Raw genomic sequence first — 21,068 nt, forward strand, 5'->3', positions numbered from 1 at the left:
CTGGGCACTTTTTTCATTAGATTGATATCAGGTTACTTTCGAAATTCGGGATTAATTAATAATGTGTAAATTAAATTCGGGGTTATTGAAAAATGCATTTATTCTTTTGGTGATGATGTTGTACTAGTCATCAATAAAGAATAGGTGCATTTTTTTGTGCTCAAAGGTTTTTCTCGGTAAAAGAAGAGACCTTGATTTTTTCGTTGCAAATACGAATTTTCTCTGAAGTATTTCTGACAATTTTATGACTTTTTCGGAATTAGAAAACAGCAAATCTAAGGAGTAACTAAGATAAAGGTGGTTCCGAGTTAGACCTGGTCTTAAAACAGGACAAGATCTGTCCTGTCCCGGGAGAGACCCAGTATTCCTACGGAACCAGTTTTCAAACAAAACAGGTCAAAAGGTGGTTCCAGGTGAGAACCGGTCCTGAAATAGGACTAGTCCAGTTCTGAGCTGGGAGAGATAGGGTTCTGAAATAGAACCAGTCCGGTTCTGTGCCGGGAGAGATAGGGTTCTGAAATAGAACTAGTCCGGTCTGAGCTGGGAGAGAACCGGGTCTAATATAGGACTAGTCTGGTTCTAAGCTGAGAGAACTGGTTCTGAAATAGGACTTGTCCGGTTCTGAGCTGGGAGAGATCGGGTCCTGAAATAGGACTAGTCTAGTTCTGAGCAGAGAGAGAACCGGTTCTGAAATAGAACTAGTCCGGTCCTGAGCCGGGAGAGAACTGGTTCTGAAATAGGAGAGGTTTACCCTGTTGGGAGAGCTATCTTCTTCTAGGATAGAATAACTATATTATTATTATTAGATCATATAATTAAGATATTAAAAAGATTGATGATGATCTATCATTTATCATCATCAAAACAAATTTTCACTTAGATCTGACTAGATTGAATTGTACTCAGGAGTCAAAAAAGTTAACAAATTTTGTTTACAAAGCTAAAAAACTTTGCTATACTAGCTGTGAAGTAAAGGTGAAATACATGCTACTTGCATTGACTATCATAAATCATTTTTTTCCCTCATCATCGTAACTGATGTTCAAACCGTGCGATCTACTCAACTCGAATACTTCTACCCCTTCGGAAAATCCCTCATTTGTGATCCGGATATTAATTAATAAATTCCTCCATTTTACCTAATCAAACGATTCCCAACATAACAATACACCGAGACGACATGGTTGCTTTTCTACAACCCTCATCCACGATGTAACTTTGTACCCCATTTCCCCCCATGCTTTAACCCCTTGTCTAAAAAAATAAAACTATTAGTCCACCTCTACCTATTTAACCCTAGATATGTTAACAACGATTGGAGTGCCGAATTATGGAGAATTTGCCTGAATTACTTCGAACAATCCTTCAAGAAGAGTTAAAGCCTATTAAAAAAGATATTCAAACATTAAAAGAAGGACAAAAACGTTTAGAACGCAAAGCTGAAGAGATCAGATTAATTACCGATCGCGTAGACATCCATCACCCCACGCCCTGATAAGCATAATAAAAATAAAATCAGGGGAAACGAAGATTTATCCACTCTATAGAATTGGCTAGGAGTGACCAATAAAACATATGGAGGATTACCTTAAATAAGCTGTTGTTTGGGAAGTGTTTGCAGGAAAAGATATGTAACCACTGGGTAGATCCCAATGTCATGTAATACATGTCTAAAAAATACATGTGTTTTTGTTGGAGCAGGATATTCCCACAATGGATAAACATTTGTTAGCATATCTGATGTGGAAGCCAAATACATGGCTAGATAGCATGTTAGAGAGAGTTTAAAAAAACTTTTTTTGTCAGCAAATAAGAAGAAGCATAACCAGGAGATGGAAAACAAAATTATAGAAAAAGTCATCGGTCAACAGTACTTGGTTTTTTTGTTGTTTCTAATTGACTTTAATTTGGACAGCGGTTAAAATGTTGACCAAAGGAAACTTTTTGAGCAACCGAGCATATGATGTGGGGAAAGTAACATTGAAAAGATTCAACAATTGATTTTTTTTACCTTAAATGTTTCCTTAGGTAAACTTTCTGGCGGTTGGACAAAGATTATGGGAGAGGTGACATTTTTATGGTATCAGCTATCACAGTCAACGACTTAAATGTTTCTTACTATGGAAATGACGCGATACAAAATATAAGCTTTTCAGTTTCTCCAGGTAAACTTGTTGGTATTATTGGACCCAATGGAGCAGGAAAATCAACACTTATTAAAGCTCTACTGGAACTGATTCCAAGAGATAAGGGAGAAATAAAAATTAATGGAAAGATGATAAACCAAGTTAGGAAGCATATTGCTTATGTTCCTCAACGAAGTAATATAGATTGGGATTTCCCGATTACCGTCCTTGATACCGTGTTGCTTGGAACCTATCCAAATTTAGGTCTGTTCAGACGACCAAAAAAGAAAGAAAAAGAATTAGCTCTTGAGTGCTTAAAAAAGGTTGGAATGGAAGAATACACAAATCGTCAAATTGGGGAACTTTCGGGAGGGCAACAACAAAGAGTGTTTGTGGCGAGAGCACTAGCTCAACAAGCAGACATCTTCTTTTTGGATGAACCGTTTGTTGGTATCGATGTTTCCAGTGAAGAAACGATTATTAAGATTTTAAGAGAACTGCGTGATCTAGGTCATACGGTAATGGTTGTGCACCATGATTTAAGTAAGGCAAGGGACTATTTTGATGAATTAATTGTACTCAATAAAGAGCTGATTGGTATTGGTGAGGTAGAAAAAATATTTCGGTCAGAAGTATTGTCAAAAGCGTATAACAGTCAGTTTCCCTTTTTAAAAGAAATGGAGGTAAAGGTCTAATGTCCTTCATTGATGCTGTGATCCAATATGATTTTTTGCAAAAAGCTCTAATGACCTCGATTATGGTGGGAATCATTTGCGGGGTTATCGGATGTTTCATTATTTTAAGAGGTATGGCACTGATGGGGGATGCAATTTCTCACGCGGTTTTACCAGGTGTTGCGATCTCTTACGTACTAGGAATTAACTTTTTTGTTGGTGCGGTTTTCACAGGTGTATTAACGGCTATTGGAATAGGTTTTGTCAGTCAAAACAGTAGAATCAAAAATGATATTGCGATTGGAATTATGTTCACAGCAGCTTTTGCGTTAGGAATCGTTTTGATTACCTTTATGAAAAGCAGTACGGACCTTTATCACATTTTGTTTGGGAATGTACTCGCTGTTCGTCCATCTGATATGTGGATTACACTTGGAATAGGGGTCTTTGTCCTTACTACCATTTATTTATTCTACAAAGAGCTGTTAATTACATCATTTGACTCAACGATGTCCGCTGCTTACGGTTTACCGAACAAATGGATTCATTATTTTTTGATGACACTACTTACGATGGTAACGGTTGCTTCATTACAAACCGTCGGTATTGTTCTAGTGGTTGCTATGCTTATCACTCCAGCAGCTACAGCATATTTACTAACTGACCGTTTGTGGATTATGCTTTACCTTGCTGCAGGATTCGGAATCGTGTCGTCTGTAATTGGGTTGTATTTCAGTTTCACTTATAATTTGCCTTCAGGAGCCACGATTGTTTTAATTGCAACTTTTATGTTTCTGCTGACTTTTGCCTTCTCACCTAAACATGGGCTATTGTGGCGTACTTTGAAGGTCAGGAGAAAAAAGAAATCGTTAGCTAATAAACCAAAAGTAATTTTAAAGGAGAATTAATCATGAACAAAGTAAAATTGATAGTTTTGAGTTTATTTACCTTATTGTTACTGAGTGGATGTGGAGCCGATGAGGTATCCAAAACGGATGCCAAGCCCGAAGCTGTGCAACACGAAAAGGTAAAAGTAGTCACCACCTATTCGATTCTTTACGATATTGTCAAGAACATCGGAGGTGATCGAGTTGAAATCCATAGTCTTGCACCTATTGGTTCAAATCCCCATGAATACGATCCTCTTCCTGAAGATGTACAAAAAACAACGGATGCAGATGTTGTGTTTTATAATGGGTTGAATCTTGAGGCAGGGAATTCTTGGTTTGAAAAGCTCATGCTCACCGCAGGGAAATCGGGTAAAGATGCACCTGTTTTTCGTTTAAGTCAAGGAGTAGAACCTAAATACTTGACCACTAAAGGAAAAGAAGGGGAAGAAGATCCTCATGCTTGGCTTGATATTCGAAATGGGATTAAATATGCACAGAATACTAGAGATGCCTTGGTAAAAGTAGATCCAGAACATGCTGAGGAGTATAATAAAAATGCAGAGAATTACATTCAGCAACTAAAAGAACTTCACCAAAGGGCATTAGACCAATTTAATGAGATTCCAAAGGAAAAACGGTATTTAATTACCAGTGAAGGGGCTTTTAAATATTTTAGTGATGCCTATGATTTTGAAGCGGGCTACATTTGGGAAATCAATGATGAAAATCAAGGGACACCACAACAAGTTCTACAAGTTGTTCAACTCATTCAATCAAAACAAGTGCCTGTTTTATTCGTAGAAACGAGTATCGACCCAAGGAGTATGGAGATGGTATCTAAGGAAACTGGGGTTCCAATCGGCGGCGTACTGTTTACTGATTCTTTAGGAAAACCAGGCGAAGACGGGGACACTTATATTAAAATGATGGAATCTAACATCAATGTAATTGTGGATAATTTGCAAAAATATGAATAAATAAGAAGAATGGAGTTAGGGGAAACCCTAACTTCTTTTGTTCCTGCTTTTTTAAGCTATTTTGTTATTAATAATTGGATAAATAGGAAGGGTTAGAAGTTCTTTATACAATATTCTTGTAGCTGGGTGAGGTAGAATGATTCGAGCACTATAAGCGGCAGCAAATAAGGGAACAAAGATTACGATTCCCTCAGATATAGTATGTAAGATCATTGTTATAAGCATAGAGTTAGCCAAAAGATCTGAACTTACTCCAAAAGCAAATCCAGTTGGGAAGTTGTGCAAGCCTATTCCTGTCGCCATTATCATTCCACTTTTAATATAGTGATTCTTAGTATTTAGAGAAATCACTCGGTCAACAAGCTTCCACATCGCAAATGTATAATCAATAAAGGTAAAAATGGATTATGTCTGGGATAAAAGCCCTCTTTTCCACCTCAATTAAAGGGTATATACTACTATTGAATTTTTTGGTCGAAAAAACTAGAATGATGGTGAAAAGAGAATAATGTAGGGATTGTGACTGGTAATGAGCAGGCAAGACCTAAAATGCTTTAAGGGAAAAGTGTACTTTTTTCTGTACACCTCCTTATGCATTTTAGGTCTTTTTTATTTGTGTTCTTCCAATTACCTGTTGAGGCACTTCCTACAAACATTAAAAGGAGGATTTAAAATGATGAGTAAAACTAGTAAATCCAAGTTTAAAAAACTGGCGATCACCACAGCATTGGCAGCCAACTGCTTTGCAGCCTTCCCGGGGTTTGCAGCGAATGTGGCTGATGATTACACCGCCATCTGGTCCCGTCAGCAAGCGGAGAAGGTTACTCTCACCGAAGAGACTACAGCTCCGCCGGTTGATATGGACTTCAATCTGGTCGCACCGGACCAATGGGTTTGGGACACCTGGCCGCTTCAAAACAGAGATGGTTCCCTTGCCATCGTTAACGGGTACAAAATAGCCTTCGCATTGGTCGCTCCGCGCTCTATCGGTTGGAATGACCGCCATACGGAGGCCAGAATCGGCATGTTCTACTCGAAAAACGGAAAAGACTGGACTTATGCCGGGATTCCTTATAACTATGATAAAGCATTAGGCCATATGCAGTGGGCCGGAACAGCGATGTTGGACGAGAAGGGCAAAGTTCATTTGTTCTATACGGCAACCGGCGATAAAAGCAACTGGGATAACAACGGCTGGGTTCAAAGGGCTGAGCAGCGAATCGCTAAGACTACATTTGACATCACCGCCGATAAAAGCGGAGTAAGCTTGACCAACGAAGGGCCGCACCAAATTATCCTTGAGGCCGACGGTAAATATTACGAAACGATTGAAAACTGGAATGGCAACATCATCACGGCGTTCCGCGATCCGTTCTTCTTCCAAGATCCGAATACCGGCAAAGAGTACATTATTTTTGAAGGCCAGGCCGGAAGCGATAGAAGTCATTTGAAACCCGAAAATATCGGGGACGAAGATTACCGCAAAACCCATAGCGTTCCGGAAGGTGCGCATTTGTACAATGGAAATATCGGTATTGCAGAAGTGCTTGACCATGACATTACCAAGCTGAAGCTTCTGCCGCCGCTTCTTGAATCAGTGGGGGCCAACCATCAGCTGGAGCGGCCGCACGTAGTGGTAAATGGCGATGACTATTACCTGTTCACGATCAGCCATACCTTTACCTATGCTCCTGGCTTAACCGGTCCTGACGGCGTGTACGGTTTTGTTGGCAAGGGTCTGCGAAGCGAGTACGAGCCTATGAACGAAAGTGGTCTGGTTATCGGAAATCCAAAAGAAAACCCCTATCAAGCGTATTCCTGGATGGTGCTTCCGAACCAACAGGTGATCAGCTTCATTAACGAACCGAAGGATGAAAACGGCCAAGTTCAATTCGGCGGTACTTTCGCGGCAACGCTGAAATTATCCTTGGATGGCGATAAATCGGAAATTATTAAAGAGCAAAGAAATGGTGAAATTAAGCCATTTGGCCCAAATCGGTAAGAAAAGCTTCTTCGAAGCATTTCAGGGTAGCCAGACCGCCTTTAGAGGAAGCTTTTCATGCAGAATAAGGATGATGAATCAGTGAAGTTTATACTTTCTTATTCCGTAAAAAATGATGAACATCGAAAGGAGCAATAAAATGATCCGCAAAAACAAGAAAGCATGGTCCGCCCTTGCATTGGCAGCCAGCATTGCCGCTTCCAGCTTCACAGCGCTGCCGGTACAAGCCCAAGACGGGGATCACACCGTGAACTGGACACGCGAACAGGCTTCAAACATCGAGCTGAATCAAGACAATACCTTGCCTTACACCGACATCAGCAAACTGGAGAAATTGGCTACTGATTATCACATTTGGGATACGTGGCCACTGACCGACCGTGATGGGAACATCGCTTCGATCAAAGGCTGGAAAGTGATTTTTGCGCTTTCCGCTCCGGACGACGTGTTGCCGGGCAAAGTCCACGATATTGCGACCATCCGTTACTTTTATTCGAAAAACGGCAAAGACTGGAGTTTGGGCGGAGAGTTGTTCCCGGCAGGATCCGCGTTAGGTTCCCGCCAATGGGCCGGGTCTGCTATGACGGACAACGGCAAAATTCATGCGTTCTACACTGCAACGGGGCACAAAGGAGAAGAGCGCTTGACCTACGAGCAGCGGTTGGCCATGGCCACGGGTGAGATCGTCGCCGACAGCAATGGGGTTCGCTTCGAAAACTGGGGCGATCACCGCATTCTTTTGGAACCGGACGGAAAATACTATCAGACCAAGGAACAAGCTCAGCAGGACGAAGGGGGAGGTTACGCCTTCCGTGATCCGATGTGGTTCAAAGACCCGAAATCGGGGAAAGAATATCTGCTGTTCGAAGGGAACTCCGGTGGCGCCGTTACCGACCGCATGCTGAAACCGGATTATGTCGGAAGCCCTGAATTCGCTGCGCAGCATAACGTGCCCCAAGGTGCCGTCCACGCTAACGGCAACATCGGCATTGCGGAGGTGGAAGGAGGCGATTTCTCGAAAATCAAACTTCTCCCTCCTCTTCTGGAAGCGAATTTCGTAAACGAAGAACTCGAGCGTCCGCATATTGTGGTGAAAGATAAAAAGTACTACCTGTTTACTGACAGCCACATCAATAAATACGCGGAGGGTCTAAACGGGCCGGAAGGTTTATATGGTTTCGTTTCCGACTCGCTATTCGGCGGATACAAACCCCTGAACGGAAGCGGACTGGTTCTGGCCAATCCTCCGGAGAATCCATACCAAGCCTATTCTTGGCTGGTTCTCCCTAATTTGAATGTCGTCGGCTTCGCCCATTTCGGCGATCTGGGGAACATGTCCATCGGTGACGTCGGAAACCAGACTCCGGAATACCAGATGAGCCATTTTGGAGGCACCCTGGCACCGACGGTGAAACTGTCCATTAAAGGTGACCGCACAAAAGTGGAAAACGAGCTGGATCCAGGAACGATTAAACAGTAAAACCACTCTTATGAAAAGTTTTTCCTCCGAATAAATAGACATGGTCAATCGGAAGTGGCCGGTTGACCATGCCCTTTTCGAAATGATGGGAGACAGAGCTATGAAATGGAAAGAAACCTTAAAATGCCTTTCGGCAGCCGCTATCGGATTTTCTGCGATGGCAACCGCCACCGCAGGTTCAGGCGTTTTTGCACAAGAAACGGCAACGGTATTCAACTGGTCCCGTGAAGCTGTAAAACAAATGGACTTGAATGAAAGCAATACTGCGCCCGTCATTCATATGGAAGATCTTGAAGAAATGACGCCGGAGTATCATGTTTGGGATACCTGGCCGCTGCAGGACCGCAACGGACATCCTGCAGTTGTCAACGGTTATAAAATCATATTTGCTCTCACTGTCCCAAGCGATGTCATTCCGGGGAAGCGACACGATACGGCTGAGATCCGTTATTTTTATTCCAAGGACGGAAAGAGCTGGAAGCTTGGGGGGCTTTTATTCAACGATGGCCAACGGTTAGGATCCAGGCAATGGGCAGGTTCGGCGATGGTGGATAAAGATGGGAAATTCCATATCTTCTACACGGCAACTGGACGAAAAAATGAAAATCGCCTGACTTATGAACAGCGTTTAGCTACAGCAACGGCTGATATCATGACCACCAACTCTTCCGTTGCCTTTACCAATTGGTCTGATCATAAAATTATCCTTGAGCCGGATGGCCAATACTATCAAACACAGGAGCAAGCAAACCAAGGGGAATTTTCTTACGCCTTCCGTGATCCATACTTTTTCCAAGATCCCAAGACGGGAGAGGAGTACATTTTATTTGAAGCCAATTCCGCCGGATCTTTAGGAGAAAGGACTTGCCGGCAGGAGAATCCCGGTTCCGATCTGATGGGGGAGGCAAAGTCCTATAATGGAAGTATAGGGATGGCTAGAGCTGTCAATGATAGTCTCACGGAATTTGAAATTCTGCCTCCGGTGCTGGAAGCTAACTGCGTCAATGAAGAGCTTGAGCGCCCAAGCATGATGGTTAAAGGAAATCGTTATTATCTTTTTACAAAGACACATCACGAAAAGTTTGCACCGGGTCTTGATGCACCGGAAGGTTTATATGGTTTTGCATCCGAATCCTTAATTGGAGGCTATAAGCCGCTTAACGGCAGCGGACTGGTGATTGCCAACCCCAAAGACAATCCCTACCAAGCCTATTCTTGGATGGTCATGTCTAACGGTACGGTCATAAGCTTTGTGAACTATGTGAATGTGGAAGGGAAAAGCATCCATGAAATTGGCGAACAATCCCCGGACTATGAAAGGGAACATTTCGGGGGCATGCTTGCGCCATCATTAAAGCTTTCGATTACCGGTGACCAAACAAAGATTGTCCATGAAAAGAAACAGGGTGTATTCAAATAAGGATGGGGCTTTTTGACGTTCAGTATGCTGCTGGGCGTCTTTATTCTTCACGATACCCTGCAAGGGCAAGGAGGAACGGAAGATAGACAAGATCAATTCGAAGGAAATTGCGGAAAAGCTTTTGCCCTTAGTAGGGGGAAAAGAAAAATTTTAATGGATGGAGAGCCATTCGTACGCTCGATGAAGAGTATGGAGGTTGGATACAGCTATTAAAGGAGAAGAAGATGACTAAAGAGATAATAGTTTGGTGCTATCTTCAGGCTGTCAAGTAACCGCGACAGCTATTTTCATTTTAATAGGCACAAATTATGTAAACAAAACCTTTTAATTATGCATTATACTTGAAATGTGTGTATTGAAAACATTTTCATCGGATTCGGTGGAATGAAAATATAGGATACAGAGGTGCAACATTTCATGTTATATGCCGAAGAGAGGAAAAGGAAAATCATGGAGTACATTCGAGAAAATATGAGAGCTTCCGTTCCGGATTTAATTGAATATCTCAAGGTATCTGGGTCTACTATACGCAGGGACTTAAAAGAATTAGAGGATGAAAAATTGTTGCGAAGGACGCATGGCGGAGCTATTTCTCTCCAAAACGTCAACTTTGAACCTAGCTTTAATGAGAAAGAGGACAAATTTCAGGAAGAGAAGAAAGCCATAGCGAAAAAAGCAATGGAATTTATTAAAGAGGGAGATACGATTATACTTGATTCCGGAACGACCACATTTCAACTGGCGAAGGAGTTGCATGCCTTTTCCAGGTTGACTGTCGTAACCAATTCACCCGTTTTTGCCCAGGAGCTACAGGATGTACCGGGAATTGAGGTAGTGATCGTGGGAGGAAATGTGCGAAAAGAAACGTGTGCGCTGGTCGGTCCTATTGCCGAGGCTGCGCTGTCGATGATAAAAGTGGATAAAGCTTTTATTGCGACAAACGGAATTGAAGTAGAAGGAGGGCTGACGACGCCGAATCTCCTGGAAGCTGCAACGAAAAGGAAGATGATTGAGAGGTCAAAGGAAGTCATCTTGCTGGCAGACCACAGCAAAGCAGAAAAAACCACCTTTGCGAAATTTGCCGAAATTGATAAGATAGACAAGTGTATTATGGATGCAAATACTCCTAAATCGTTTGTGAGAAAGCTGGAGGAAGCCGGGATTGATGTGTATCTAGTGAATGCATAGATGATATCTTTGTTTTTGGGGTGACGCCACATGAAAGGATGGACTTTCATGTGGTTTTTTATGTTTTGGTAAAATTATCTAAAAATATTATTGTTATTTTCAGAATCATCATATATAATCAAAAATAATCATAATTTTTCATAGTTAACCAATAAATCGTGAGAAATTATGATTATTTTTGGTTAAAACATCAATCGAGGAGACAACCATGATTCAAAAAAGCGCACAAGTGGGGAGGTGGTAGCCAAAAGAAGGCGGAGAGAGTGGCCAAAAGACAAAATAAGACAGGGAGGAACAAAAATGAAAAAAGCATTCCGAATGGCAGTTGGGCTTGTTATGACTTTACTGATGCTTGCAACAGCAGCTTGCAGTAGTGGAGGAAACAGTACGGTTGGAACAACCGAAGCTGATTCTAAAGATAAGAAAATAAAAATTGGTTTAACAGTGGGTACGCTTAGCAATCCGTTCTTTGTCTCGATGGCAAAGGGAGCTGAAGAAGCTGCCAAAGAAATAGGAGGCGAAGTGATTGTTGTAAGCGCTGACTATGATTTAGCGAAGCAAACGGCGCAAGTTGAGGATTTTATCACCAAAAAGGTAGATATGATTCTATTAAATGCAGTAGACTCCAAAGGCATTGCGGCAGCTGTAGTACAGGCGAAAGCTGCGGGTATTCCCGTTATTGCAGTGGACGTAGGTGCTGAAGGTGGAGTAGATGCTACAGTATCTTCTGATAATTATTTAGCAGGAAAGCTTACCGGTGAATATCTTTTGAAGCGTTTACAAAATAAAGGCAACATTGTGATCATCGACGGACCGCCAGTAACGGCTGTAACGGACCGCATCAAGGGTTTCGAAGATGCCATTAAAGGATCAGAGATTAAGGTGGCAGCAAAGCAAAATGGGGAAGGAAACAGAGAAAAAGCATTAACGGTTATGGAAAATATTTTACAAGCAAATCCTTCTGGAAAAATAGACGCCGTATTTGCTATTAATGATCCGGAAGCACTGGGCGTACAAATTGCTGCAGAACAGGCAAAGCGAGATCATGAATTCTTTATCCTTGGAGTGGACGGCGCTCCGGAAGCCATAGAAGAGCTTAAAAGGAACAAGAGTTTTGTTGCTACGTCAGCTCAACATCCCGATGAGATTGTAAAGCAGGCGGTTGACATTGGCATGAAGATGATCAAAGGAGAGAAAGTGGAATCTGAAATTAAAGTGCCTGTAGAACTTGTGACACAAGATTCAGTAGGCAGCTATAAAGGCTGGTAAGAGCCCTAATCTATGGTATTGCGTGAAAAAGGAGGAGTATTTGTGCAGTATTCTATAAATAGGAATGATTCACAGCGTGAAAATACTCCTATTCTTAAAATGACGGGGATAAGTAAAGAATTTCCGGGAGTGAAAGCCCTTGATCATGTAGAGCTTGAACTTCATAGAGGGGAAGTTCATGCATTGATGGGGGAAAATGGTGCAGGCAAATCAACGCTAATGAAAATATTATCCGGCGTGTACAAACCGGATGCCGGAACCATCGAATACAAAAATAAACACGTGGTATGGAAAAGCCCTTTAGAAGCAAAAGTGAATGGAATCAGTATCGTCCATCAGGAATTGAAGCTTTCTCCTAATTTGACGATTGCTGAAAACATTTACATGGGGACAGAGTTGCCCAGAAACAGACTGGGCATGGTCAAGTGGAAAGAAGTTCATGAGAAAGCAACAGAAGTTCTGCAATCTATCGGCTCAAATTTACATTCGAAAACGCTTGTCTCTTCTTTAAGCGTTGCCGAGCAGCAAATGGTTGAAATCGCCCGCGCATTGTCTTTTAAGGCTGAAGTTTTAATCATGGATGAACCGACGGCAACGCTTACGGATAAAGAAATCGATAAGCTGTTTCTGCTTATAGGCGACTTGAAGAAACAAGGTGTTGCCATCGTTTATATCTCCCACAGGATGGATGAAATCTTTAAAATTTCCGATCGCTGTACGGTATTTCGAGACGGACAGTGGGTAAGCAGTCTGCCGATTCACCAAACAAACCCGGATCACCTTGTCAAATTAATGGTGGGACGTGAACCGAAAGATATTTTTCAAAGGAAGCAGAATATGAATGTATCTTTAAAAAGAAACGTTCCGGCACTTGAATTAAAGGAATTATCCGACCATAAGGCCGTTAAAGGTGTCTCGCTGCAAGTGTATCCGGGAGAAGTGGTCGGGCTTGCGGGCTTGGTAGGTGCGGGAAGAACAGAGCTGGTCCGTACCATTTTCGGGTCCTCCACCCAAAAAACAGGCGAGGTGTGGATTCACGGGGAGAAAGTGGACATTTCTTCCCACCGAGATGCGATTAAAAACGGAATTTCCCTAGTACCCGAAAGCAGAAAAGAGCAAGGCTTGTTTCTTCATTTATCCGTAAAAGAGAACATTGGGATGACGATGCTGCAGAAGTATCAAAAGTCAGGTGTTTTGAATTGGAGTGCTATCCATCAAGATGCAGAAAACTATATTAAAAAACTGGGCATTAAGGCTTCCTCTCCTGAACAAAAGGTACTGAATCTTAGCGGCGGAAATCAGCAAAAGGTTGTTCTTGCAAAATGGCTACTGATTCAACCCAAGATATTGCTTTTGGATGAGCCGACTCGAGGAGTGGATATAGGCGCGAAAGCGGAAATTTATAAAATCATTGATGAGCTGGCCAAAGCGGGAATGGCTATCCTCATGATTTCTTCTGAGCTTCCGGAAATATTAAGCGTCTGTGACCGGGTTCTCGTAATGCATGAAGGAAAGATAAAAGCGGACTTGTCAAAAGACGAAGCGAATCAGGAAAAGATTATGTATTATGCGACGGGGGGGATAGCATGAGAACAGAAGCACATACCTTGCAGCTAAAGCATCTAAAGAAAAAAGCGAACGTGAAGGAATTATGGAACCGTTACAGCACGATGATTATCCTTTTTCTGATGTGTGTCGTCCTCTCGTTTCTTACACCCAATTTCTTAGAGGTTAACAATCTTCTGAACGTATTGAAACAAATTTCTATCATCTCTATCTTAGCTGCCGGGATGACGTTTGTTATCCTGACAGGCGGGATCGACTTATCTGTAGGATCTACTGTAGCTTTATCAGGTGTTATATCTGTCATGCTTTCCCAACAAGGGGTAAATGCTATTGCCGCCATGGCTGTCGGAGTTGCAGCGGGAATGATGGCTGGGTATATCAACGGTTACTTAACGGCTAAAGCAAAACTTCCAGCCTTTATCGTTACGTTAGGAAGCTTTACGTACATTCGGGGAATTGCTTATGTATTAAGTGCGGGGTATCCGATTGTATTAACGGATCCGTTATTTAAATTCTTCGGTTCCGGCACTGTGCTGGCTATTCCTACACCTGTTTTTATTATGACGCTTGTTTATGTAGCAGCTTTCTTTGTTTTGAAATATACCATGTTTGGCCGACATGTCTATGCGATCGGAGGAAATGAAGAAGCAGCTAGTCTTACCGGGATAAAGGTAGGGGCAACCCTAATAAAGGTATATATGATAAGCGGCCTATTGTCAGGACTTGCTGGAGTCGTTCTTGCAGGCCGATTGTATTCCGGACAGCCGACGGCCGGTGTCGGATTCGAACTTGATGCCATCGCTGCCGTGATCCTTGGCGGCACAAGCTTTACCGGCGGGGTTGGAACCATTCAAGGAACGATAATCGGGGCATTGATCATGGGAGTGCTCAGCAACGGCCTTACTTTGCTGGATGTCAACTATTATTGGCAGCTTGTCATAAAGGGGGGAGTCATTATTCTTGCTGTTCTTTTAGACCGGCTTCGTACGAAATAATACTAGACTATCAAATGAAACATGTGAAAAACCGCCAGCTATCTCATACAACAACAACAGCACTTTGCTTTTGGAGTAGAATTTAGCAAGCGTTTTTTTGCAGGAAGCATTCTAAAACAGGCCTATGTTTAAACGCTGTACCGCGGACAACCCAAAGTTTCCATCACTATCAGCCAGGAATGAAAGAGGGTAGGGGAATGCAGAAAATAGAGGGGAAATGGATACAAATCGGAACCATCTTTATACTGTTGCTATCCATGTCTTTGCCGGTTTATGCAGTCGATTCCAGCTACTACAATGAAGATCATCGGCCTCAATATCATTTTACGCCTGAAGCAAACTGGATGAATGATCCGAACGGAATGGTATATTATGCAGGGGAATATCACCTATTCTTTCAATATTATCCATATGGTCTGCAATGGGGCCCCATGCATTGGGGTCATGCCGTCAGCAAGGATTTGGTTCACTGGGAACACCTCCCCATTGCCTTGGCTCCAGATGATCATGGCATGATTTTTTCCGGCAGTGCAGTAGTGGATTGGAACAATACGAGCGGGTTTCAGACGGGGAGCGAGAAACCGCTTGTTGCCATCTATACGCAAGATAAGGAAGGGATTCAAGCGCAAAGCATTGCCTATAGCAACGATAAAGGCAGAACATGGACGAAGCACTCCGGCAATCCCATCCTTCCGAACCCGGGAATCAAGGATTTTCGCGACCCGAAAGTGTTTTGGCACGAAGAGACAAATAAGTGGGTAATGGTGCTTGCGGCCGGTGACAGGATAAAAATATATACATCTCCTGACCTGAAGCAATGGACATATGCAAGTGAATTTGGGCAAGGTCATGGAAGCCATGGAGGAGTGTGGGAATGTCCGGATTTATTTGAACTTCCTGTGGACGGCAATCCGAATCAAAAGAAATGGGTGATGCAAGTCAGCTTAGGAAACGGAGCTGTTTCCGGAGGATCAGGTATGCAGTACTTTGTGGGAAGCTTTGATGGAACGGCTTTTGTGAATGAAAATGATCCGAGCCAAGTTCTCTGGACAGATTACGGCAAAGACTTCTATGCGGCTGTTTCATGGTCTGACATTCCTTCTTCAGACGGACGGCGGCTTTGGTTAGGCTGGATGAGCAATTGGCAATATGCCAACGATGTTCCTACAAACCCATGGAGAAGTGCCATGTCTATTCCCAGAAAACTAGAATTGAAGACGCTGCCGGAAGGAGTAAGAGTCATTCAAACCCCGGTGATGGAGTTGCAATCCATACGAGGAGTTTCTCACGAGTGGACAAATAAGGAAATATCGATTACAGGTGGCAATTTGTTGTCAGGTATATCTGGAGGTACTCTCGAAATCAATGCAGAATTCCAAGCGGACACCTCTCAAGCTACTGAATTCGGTTTTAAGGTTCGGAAAGGAGGAAATCAATATACGACGATCGGTTATGACAAAAACCTCTCCGAACTGTTTGTCGACCGAAGCCAATCCGGCAATATCACCTTTCATTCCGGCTTTAACAACGGGAAACATAGTGCTCCGTTGCTTCCTGTCAATGGAAAAGTGAAGATGCGCATTTTTGTTGACCGCTCTTCCGTCGAAGTATTTGGAAACGACGGACAGAAGGTGATCACGGATATCATTCTTCCGGATTTATCCAGCCAAGATCTTGAGGTATATGCTTTAAATGGAAGTGTAACAATAAACGCTCTTACCGTTCATCATGTAAATAAGGTATGGGAACAGTCCCCTTTGCAATCCAATCTGAACGGTTGGACGACAGTGAATGGGACGTGGGCAGACACCATTGAAGGAAAACAAGGACGCTCTGATGGCGATTCTTTCATTTTGTCTTCCCAATTCGGAAATGATTTCACTTATGAATCCGACATATCCATCAAAGATGGAAATGCAAGAGGGGCGGGAGCTCTTGTATTTCGGTCCAATAAGGATGCCAATAACAGTTACCTTGCTAATGTAGATGCTAAAAACGATGTAGTGAAATTCTTTAAATTTGAGAACGGTTTGGCTACGGTGATTGCCGAATACCCAACTCCAATAGATGTAAATAAGATTTATCATCTTAAAGTGGTCGCTGACGGAAATCACTTTAAAATTTATTTGGATGGCCGTTTGATCATTGATGCCAATGATTCTACTTTCACCTCCGGAAAATTCGGCTTGAATGCTTGGGATGCTACAGCAACATTCCAGAACGTTACGCAGCAGGTTACAAGGCTTGAATTGCCGAATCATGATTTTGAAACGGGTGACTTGGAAGGATGGTCGGTTGTTGATGGAAACGCTTTTGGCAATGGTGATGTAGCAACAGACACCATCTTTTGGGGCGGCCCATTTCATCCAAGCGGTAAGTATCATCTCTGGGGATTCAAAGAAGGAGGAGATGATCAAACAGGCATACTCAAGTCGCAAAACTTTGTGGTTGGAGGAGATGGACGGATTAACCTTCTTGTTGCTGGAGGGAATAACATCAACGGGCTTTATGTAGCCTTAGTAAGGGCATCAGATGGTGAGGAACTTTTTAAAGAAACAGGCGCAAACACTGAAACCTATACCAGGAAATGCTGGGATGCCTCAGCATTCGTCGGAACAGAATGCTATATAAAAGTAGTGGACAACGCAACAGGTGATTTCGGTCATATTAATCTCGATGATGTCAATGTTCCTGTTCAAGAGTTAAAATGACGGTTAGAGGCATAATTTATACGGTTGCTTTACACGGCGGCCGTTTTTTCGTTTCTTAACAATCGGGCAATAATGTTTAAGAGCGAAAAACCGTTAAATTCGGAGCAGTTCATCATGACTGTTCCTTGTTTCGTATGGAATAGTACTTTGTTTAATCCAATTAAGTTAAAGTCAAGTGCCGGCACCATGTATAATTTTCTTTAACACAGGTTATCCTAATAATCCAAAGCGAATGGCCCGTAGCCAAGCGGTAAGGCAACGGACTTTGACTCCGTCATGCCCTGGTTCGAATCCAGGCGGGCCAGCCAAACTTTCTTAAGAAGTAGTGGTATGAACCATACATTCCGCTTTCCTTCATCAGAGAAGTTTAAATATAAAATGTGCCCGTAGCTCAATCGGATAGAGTGTCTGACTACGAATCAGAAGGTTGGGAGTTCGAGTCTCTCCGGGCACGCCATTGTAATATGCAATGCTCTAACATACATAAAGATTAGACAGGATCCTGTGGGCCCTGTCTTTTTTGATATCCGCCGCACTTCTTAGAGACAAAATCGTTGGAACAGAAATAAGGCGCTACCCCAATTAAGCAGAGGTAGCGCCTTATGTGCGTTCTAATTCGCAGGTATGTCCTTGAATTTTTTTTCGTAATCACTGTAAATGGCGTCTATAACGGAAAGAAGATCCATTTTTTCATCAGATGTCGCGTTTTCCAGTTCCATTATTTGAGTAGTGTTAAGTAAATATGCATTTCGGACTTCAAAATAAGTGGTGCAGATACTAAACTGCCAATCAAAGAATTTTCCGTCGCTTAAAAGATCACAGGTACTCATACTTTCGCCCCTTATTCGTTTTTCGTAATCTTAGTATAATTCATAACGGTTAGTTAATGTGGTGAATATTCCGTGAATATTTTTCGAGTGGGCAAAAGTAGATCTTGGTGATGAAAAACTTATCTCGATTTATTTTGTTTGCCTGTGGGCTCGTTAACGCGAAATTTAGGTTCGGTTTCATTCTCTTTTGGAACAAATGCTAGATCGATTGGGTTGGCATCTAGCGGAGCCTGACCCTTTAAACTTTTTTTATTCGTCATGGTTATCACTCCTCGGAAGTTTTATTGCTTCCTTATTGTTTCCTATCCATCGAGAAACTAATGAGCAACTTTTGACCAATATAGTAGTTAGATTTTTAGCGAATGTTATATAGTATAGAGGTGCAAAAACTACTTGGCAAGAAAGGTTGAAATCATGAATACTTATCAACGAAAAATAATCACAGCACTGCTCATTGCAACTTTTCTATCTGCGATTGAAGTCACCATTGTAAGTACGGCGATGCCTGTCATCGTGGATAGGTTGGGGGGGTTGGAGCTGATCAGTTGGGTTTTTGCCGTTTATCTTTTAACCTCGGCGGTATCAACCCCAATCTTTGGCAAGCTAGCAGACCTGTTTGGCAGAAAAGTGATATTTATGACGGGTGTTACTCTGTTTCTGATAGGCTCAATCCTTTGCGGCCTTTCCCAAAGTATGGAACAACTTATTGTGTACCGTGCGATTCAAGGGGTTGGTGCAGGAGCTCTCATGCCCGTCACATTCACTATTATCGGAGATGTTTTCAGCTTTGAACAGCGTGCCAAAGTACAAGGACTTATCAGCTCCATGTGGGGAATCGCAGGTATTTTTGGACCCTTGGTTGGCGGATTTTTTGTCGATTATATGAGCTGGCATTGGATTTTTTTCATCAATATTCCCTTTGGCGTTATCTCCATGTTTCTGATTTCTAAATATTTCAAAGAACAAGGGCAAAACCGAGATCGTAAGATCGATTACGGAGGAGCCTTCACTTTTACTATCGGAACAACCGCCCTGCTGTTTGCTCTGCTAACGGGCGGGACGGATATCCCATGGAACTCCGCAAGCATGTATGCCCTTTTTGCCATATCGGTTATGTTTCTTAGCCTTTTTGTACGGATTCAACTCAAGCATCCCGAACCGATGCTTCCCATCGGCTTATTGCGAATCCGAGATCTAGCTGTTTCTAACCTTTCAAGCTTTTTGGTAAGCGGGATCCTTATTGGCTTGACCGCCTATCTTCCGTTATGGATTCAAGGAGTGCTTCAAATGGGAGCTACTTCTTCTGGGCTCACGCTGACTCCTATGTCCATTGGTTGGCCGATTGGTGCCATGCTTTGCGGAAGATGGATGGTTCGTATGGGGTCTAGGCCACTTTCTCTTATAGGAATGTTTCTCATTACTCTGGGTTCGATAGCTTTAACTATGATCAGTCAATCTACACCGAATTGGTTTCTGATTGTCGTGATGTTTGTCATGGGACTCGGATTTGGCTTATCTATGACGGTGTTTATGGTTATTGTCCAATCGAGCGTCGAATGGAATATGCGGGGAGTAGCCACTTCGACCAATACTTTTCTGCGAGTGTTAGGGCAAACCCTTGGAATTGCGGTTTTAGGCACTTTCCTAAATCAACATATAGGAGAATTTACGGAGTCAGGAAGCCCTGTTCCGCCTGAAATTCTTGCCAATGGATTGCATAACGTATTTCTTATTCTAGCTCTATTAGCGATCGCAGGCTTCATCACTACCTTCTGGATTCCATCCCAACAGGCTGAACTGAATCAAAAGAAAGTCTCATAGAGAGAACTTATTTAAAGACGTAAGCAGAAAAAAGTTTACCGGATACAAACGGTAAACTTTTTCTATTCTTCAAATCTTTTTTCCTATTCATTAAAATTTTTAATCCGTGAAGAATCGGAGACGATCACGGTGGAAGGGATTACCTCAACATGATGGTTTAGAGTTCCAGTGTTTTTGATATGATCAAGGATGGCTTTGGCAGCATACTGCCCGATTTCATCAGTGGGCTGACGAACACAAGTTAAGTAGGGTGTGGTTAGCTTTGCCCAATCAGGTTCATCGAAGGTGGCAAGACCCATAGGGCTGGGCGAAGCGAAATGGGTTTCTTTCAGAAAAGGGTAAAGATCCAGCATGATAAGTCCATTGGCTGTATAGACAGCAAAAGGATCGGTTACTGGGCTACTAGGCAATAATGCAACGACTGACTGCAAAGTTGACGTGTTTTCGCGATCAATCCAAACTACACAGGATTCCTTTTGAAATTGTTCACAGGCTTTCGTATAACCGTTCAGCCTTTCGATCCGAGTGCTAATGCCGGACAACGGCTCTGTTACGAACAGAACTCGTTGGTATCCTTCCTGAAATAGTGCAGAAGTAAGGTTTTTTGAAGCCTCGTGATTATTGGTTACAACGTTAATAACCTGGGGAATGGGAAACTCGCGGTCAATGAGCACGACAGGAATGGTACGGGCGATCTCTTCAAGTAAAGCATTGTTCGCCCCATTCGTTTGTATGATGAGTCCGCCAATGTTTTGCGCAATCAAAGATCGTATCATCGTTTCTTCCCGTTTTTTTTCGCCGCCTGTTTCACATACCATAAGATTGTAGCCGGCGTCACTAAGAATTTTCGAAACGGAACGAATTACGGAAACACAAAATGGATAGCTAATATTAACCACCACGACTCCAATGCTGCGGCTAGATCCCTTCAACCCTTGAGCAAGCTTATTTGGCTGATATCCAAGGGAGTGAATGACCTCCTTAATTCTTGCCCTGGTTTCTTCACCCATAGATTCATAGTTTTGATTTAAATAACGGGATACAGTGGTAATGGAGACTCCCGATTCACGAGCCACATCTTTAATGGTTATCCGTTGACGTCTATTCATTAAGTTACTC

Annotated in this window: 18 protein-coding genes, 2 tRNA genes and 1 pseudogene; 16 read left to right on the plus strand and 5 right to left on the minus strand. The window is 42.6% G+C overall.

Going from position 1 to position 21,068, the window contains the following annotated elements:
* Positions 1–1,330 precede the first annotated feature (1,330 nt).
* The 4 genes from ABLT31_RS31315 (at position 1,331) to ABLT31_RS31330 (ending at position 4,667) form a co-directional block, all read left to right on the plus strand.
* Positions 1,331–1,495, plus strand: coding sequence for a hypothetical protein (locus ABLT31_RS31315; protein ID WP_367759116.1), 165 nt, complete (start codon positions 1,331–1,333; stop codon positions 1,493–1,495).
* Between the two features lie 582 nt (positions 1,496–2,077).
* The gene (locus ABLT31_RS31320; protein ID WP_367759118.1) at positions 2,078–2,821 is read left to right on the plus strand and encodes a metal ABC transporter ATP-binding protein; all 744 of its coding nucleotides are present in this window, start codon (positions 2,078–2,080) and stop codon (positions 2,819–2,821) included.
* A complete protein-coding gene (locus ABLT31_RS31325) occupies positions 2,821–3,708 on the plus strand; it encodes a metal ABC transporter permease (protein WP_367759120.1) in 888 nt (295 codons plus the stop codon). The genes ABLT31_RS31320 and ABLT31_RS31325 overlap by 1 nt, the downstream gene beginning before the upstream one ends.
* A 2-nt stretch (positions 3,709–3,710) precedes the next feature.
* Complete coding sequence (locus ABLT31_RS31330) at positions 3,711–4,667, plus strand: metal ABC transporter substrate-binding protein (RefSeq protein ID WP_367759122.1); 957 nt, start codon at positions 3,711–3,713, stop codon at positions 4,665–4,667.
* A gap of 51 nt (positions 4,668–4,718) precedes the next feature.
* Here the strand turns inward: ABLT31_RS31330 and ABLT31_RS31335 are convergent, their stop codons facing one another.
* Positions 4,719–5,039, minus strand: coding sequence for a ZIP family metal transporter (locus ABLT31_RS31335; RefSeq protein WP_367759124.1), 321 nt, complete (start codon positions 5,037–5,039; stop codon positions 4,719–4,721).
* A 157-nt stretch (positions 5,040–5,196) separates the two neighbouring features.
* Here ABLT31_RS31335 and ABLT31_RS31340 point away from each other — a divergent pair, with 157 nt between their 5' ends.
* From ABLT31_RS31340 to ABLT31_RS31380, 9 genes and pseudogenes are all read left to right on the plus strand, one after another.
* Entirely contained in the window at positions 5,197–6,669 is a 1,473-nt protein-coding gene (locus ABLT31_RS31340; protein WP_367759126.1) for a glycoside hydrolase family 68 protein, read from the plus strand.
* Between the two features lie 112 nt (positions 6,670–6,781).
* Complete coding sequence (locus ABLT31_RS31345; RefSeq protein ID WP_367759128.1) at positions 6,782–8,149, plus strand: glycoside hydrolase family 68 protein; 1,368 nt, start codon at positions 6,782–6,784, stop codon at positions 8,147–8,149.
* A gap of 100 nt (positions 8,150–8,249) precedes the next feature.
* Complete coding sequence (locus ABLT31_RS31350) at positions 8,250–9,569, plus strand: glycoside hydrolase family 68 protein (protein WP_367759130.1); 1,320 nt, start codon at positions 8,250–8,252, stop codon at positions 9,567–9,569.
* A 12-nt stretch (positions 9,570–9,581) separates the two neighbouring features.
* On the plus strand, positions 9,582–9,782 hold the full coding sequence (locus ABLT31_RS31355; protein WP_367759132.1) for a hypothetical protein: 201 nt from the start codon (positions 9,582–9,584) through the stop codon (positions 9,780–9,782).
* A gap of 204 nt (positions 9,783–9,986) precedes the next feature.
* Complete coding sequence (locus ABLT31_RS31360; protein WP_367759134.1) at positions 9,987–10,757, plus strand: DeoR/GlpR family DNA-binding transcription regulator; 771 nt, start codon at positions 9,987–9,989, stop codon at positions 10,755–10,757.
* Between the two features lie 300 nt (positions 10,758–11,057).
* On the plus strand, positions 11,058–12,026 hold the full coding sequence (locus tag ABLT31_RS31365; RefSeq protein WP_367759136.1) for an ABC transporter substrate-binding protein: 969 nt from the start codon (positions 11,058–11,060) through the stop codon (positions 12,024–12,026).
* A 42-nt stretch (positions 12,027–12,068) separates the two neighbouring features.
* Positions 12,069–13,616, plus strand: a complete 1,548-nt coding sequence (locus ABLT31_RS31370) for a sugar ABC transporter ATP-binding protein (protein WP_367759138.1) — start codon at positions 12,069–12,071, stop codon at positions 13,614–13,616.
* The gene (locus ABLT31_RS31375; protein WP_462976561.1) at positions 13,613–14,587 is read left to right on the plus strand and encodes an ABC transporter permease; all 975 of its coding nucleotides are present in this window, start codon (positions 13,613–13,615) and stop codon (positions 14,585–14,587) included. Before ABLT31_RS31370 ends, ABLT31_RS31375 begins: the two co-directional genes overlap by 4 nt.
* A gap of 197 nt (positions 14,588–14,784) precedes the next feature.
* Positions 14,785–16,821, plus strand: a pseudogene (locus tag ABLT31_RS31380) (GH32 C-terminal domain-containing protein); the annotation flags it as partial.
* Positions 16,822–17,327: 506 nt separating this feature from the next.
* Here the strand turns inward: ABLT31_RS31380 and ABLT31_RS31385 are convergent.
* On the minus strand, positions 17,328–17,486 hold the full coding sequence (locus ABLT31_RS31385) for a hypothetical protein (protein WP_367759140.1): 159 nt from the start codon (positions 17,484–17,486) through the stop codon (positions 17,328–17,330).
* Positions 17,487–17,531: 45 nt separating this feature from the next.
* Between ABLT31_RS31385 and ABLT31_RS31390 the strand changes: the two genes are divergently transcribed.
* Together ABLT31_RS31390 and ABLT31_RS31395 are read left to right on the plus strand one after the other, a co-directional pair.
* Positions 17,532–17,606 (plus strand) — tRNA-Gln (locus tag ABLT31_RS31390).
* Positions 17,607–17,678: 72 nt separating this feature from the next.
* Positions 17,679–17,755 (plus strand) — tRNA-Arg (locus ABLT31_RS31395).
* A gap of 154 nt (positions 17,756–17,909) precedes the next feature.
* On the opposite strand, the gene ABLT31_RS31400 is transcribed toward ABLT31_RS31395, so the two are convergent.
* Both ABLT31_RS31400 and ABLT31_RS31405 read right to left on the minus strand, forming a co-directional pair.
* On the minus strand, positions 17,910–18,128 hold the full coding sequence (locus tag ABLT31_RS31400; RefSeq protein WP_367759142.1) for a hypothetical protein: 219 nt from the start codon (positions 18,126–18,128) through the stop codon (positions 17,910–17,912).
* A 119-nt stretch (positions 18,129–18,247) separates the two neighbouring features.
* Positions 18,248–18,388: a hypothetical protein gene (locus tag ABLT31_RS31405; RefSeq protein ID WP_367759144.1), complete on the minus strand. Its 141-nt coding sequence runs from the start codon at positions 18,386–18,388 to the stop codon at positions 18,248–18,250.
* A gap of 154 nt (positions 18,389–18,542) precedes the next feature.
* Between ABLT31_RS31405 and ABLT31_RS31410 the strand changes: the two genes are divergently transcribed.
* Positions 18,543–19,949, plus strand: a complete 1,407-nt coding sequence (locus ABLT31_RS31410) for an MDR family MFS transporter (protein ID WP_367759146.1) — start codon at positions 18,543–18,545, stop codon at positions 19,947–19,949.
* Between the two features lie 83 nt (positions 19,950–20,032).
* Here ABLT31_RS31410 and ABLT31_RS31415 read toward each other — a convergent pair whose 3' ends face one another.
* Positions 20,033–21,058: a LacI family DNA-binding transcriptional regulator gene (locus tag ABLT31_RS31415; RefSeq protein ID WP_367759148.1), complete on the minus strand. Its 1,026-nt coding sequence runs from the start codon at positions 21,056–21,058 to the stop codon at positions 20,033–20,035.
* Positions 21,059–21,068: the final 10 nt, after the last annotated feature.

Source organism: Ammoniphilus soli, from assembly GCF_040813775.1.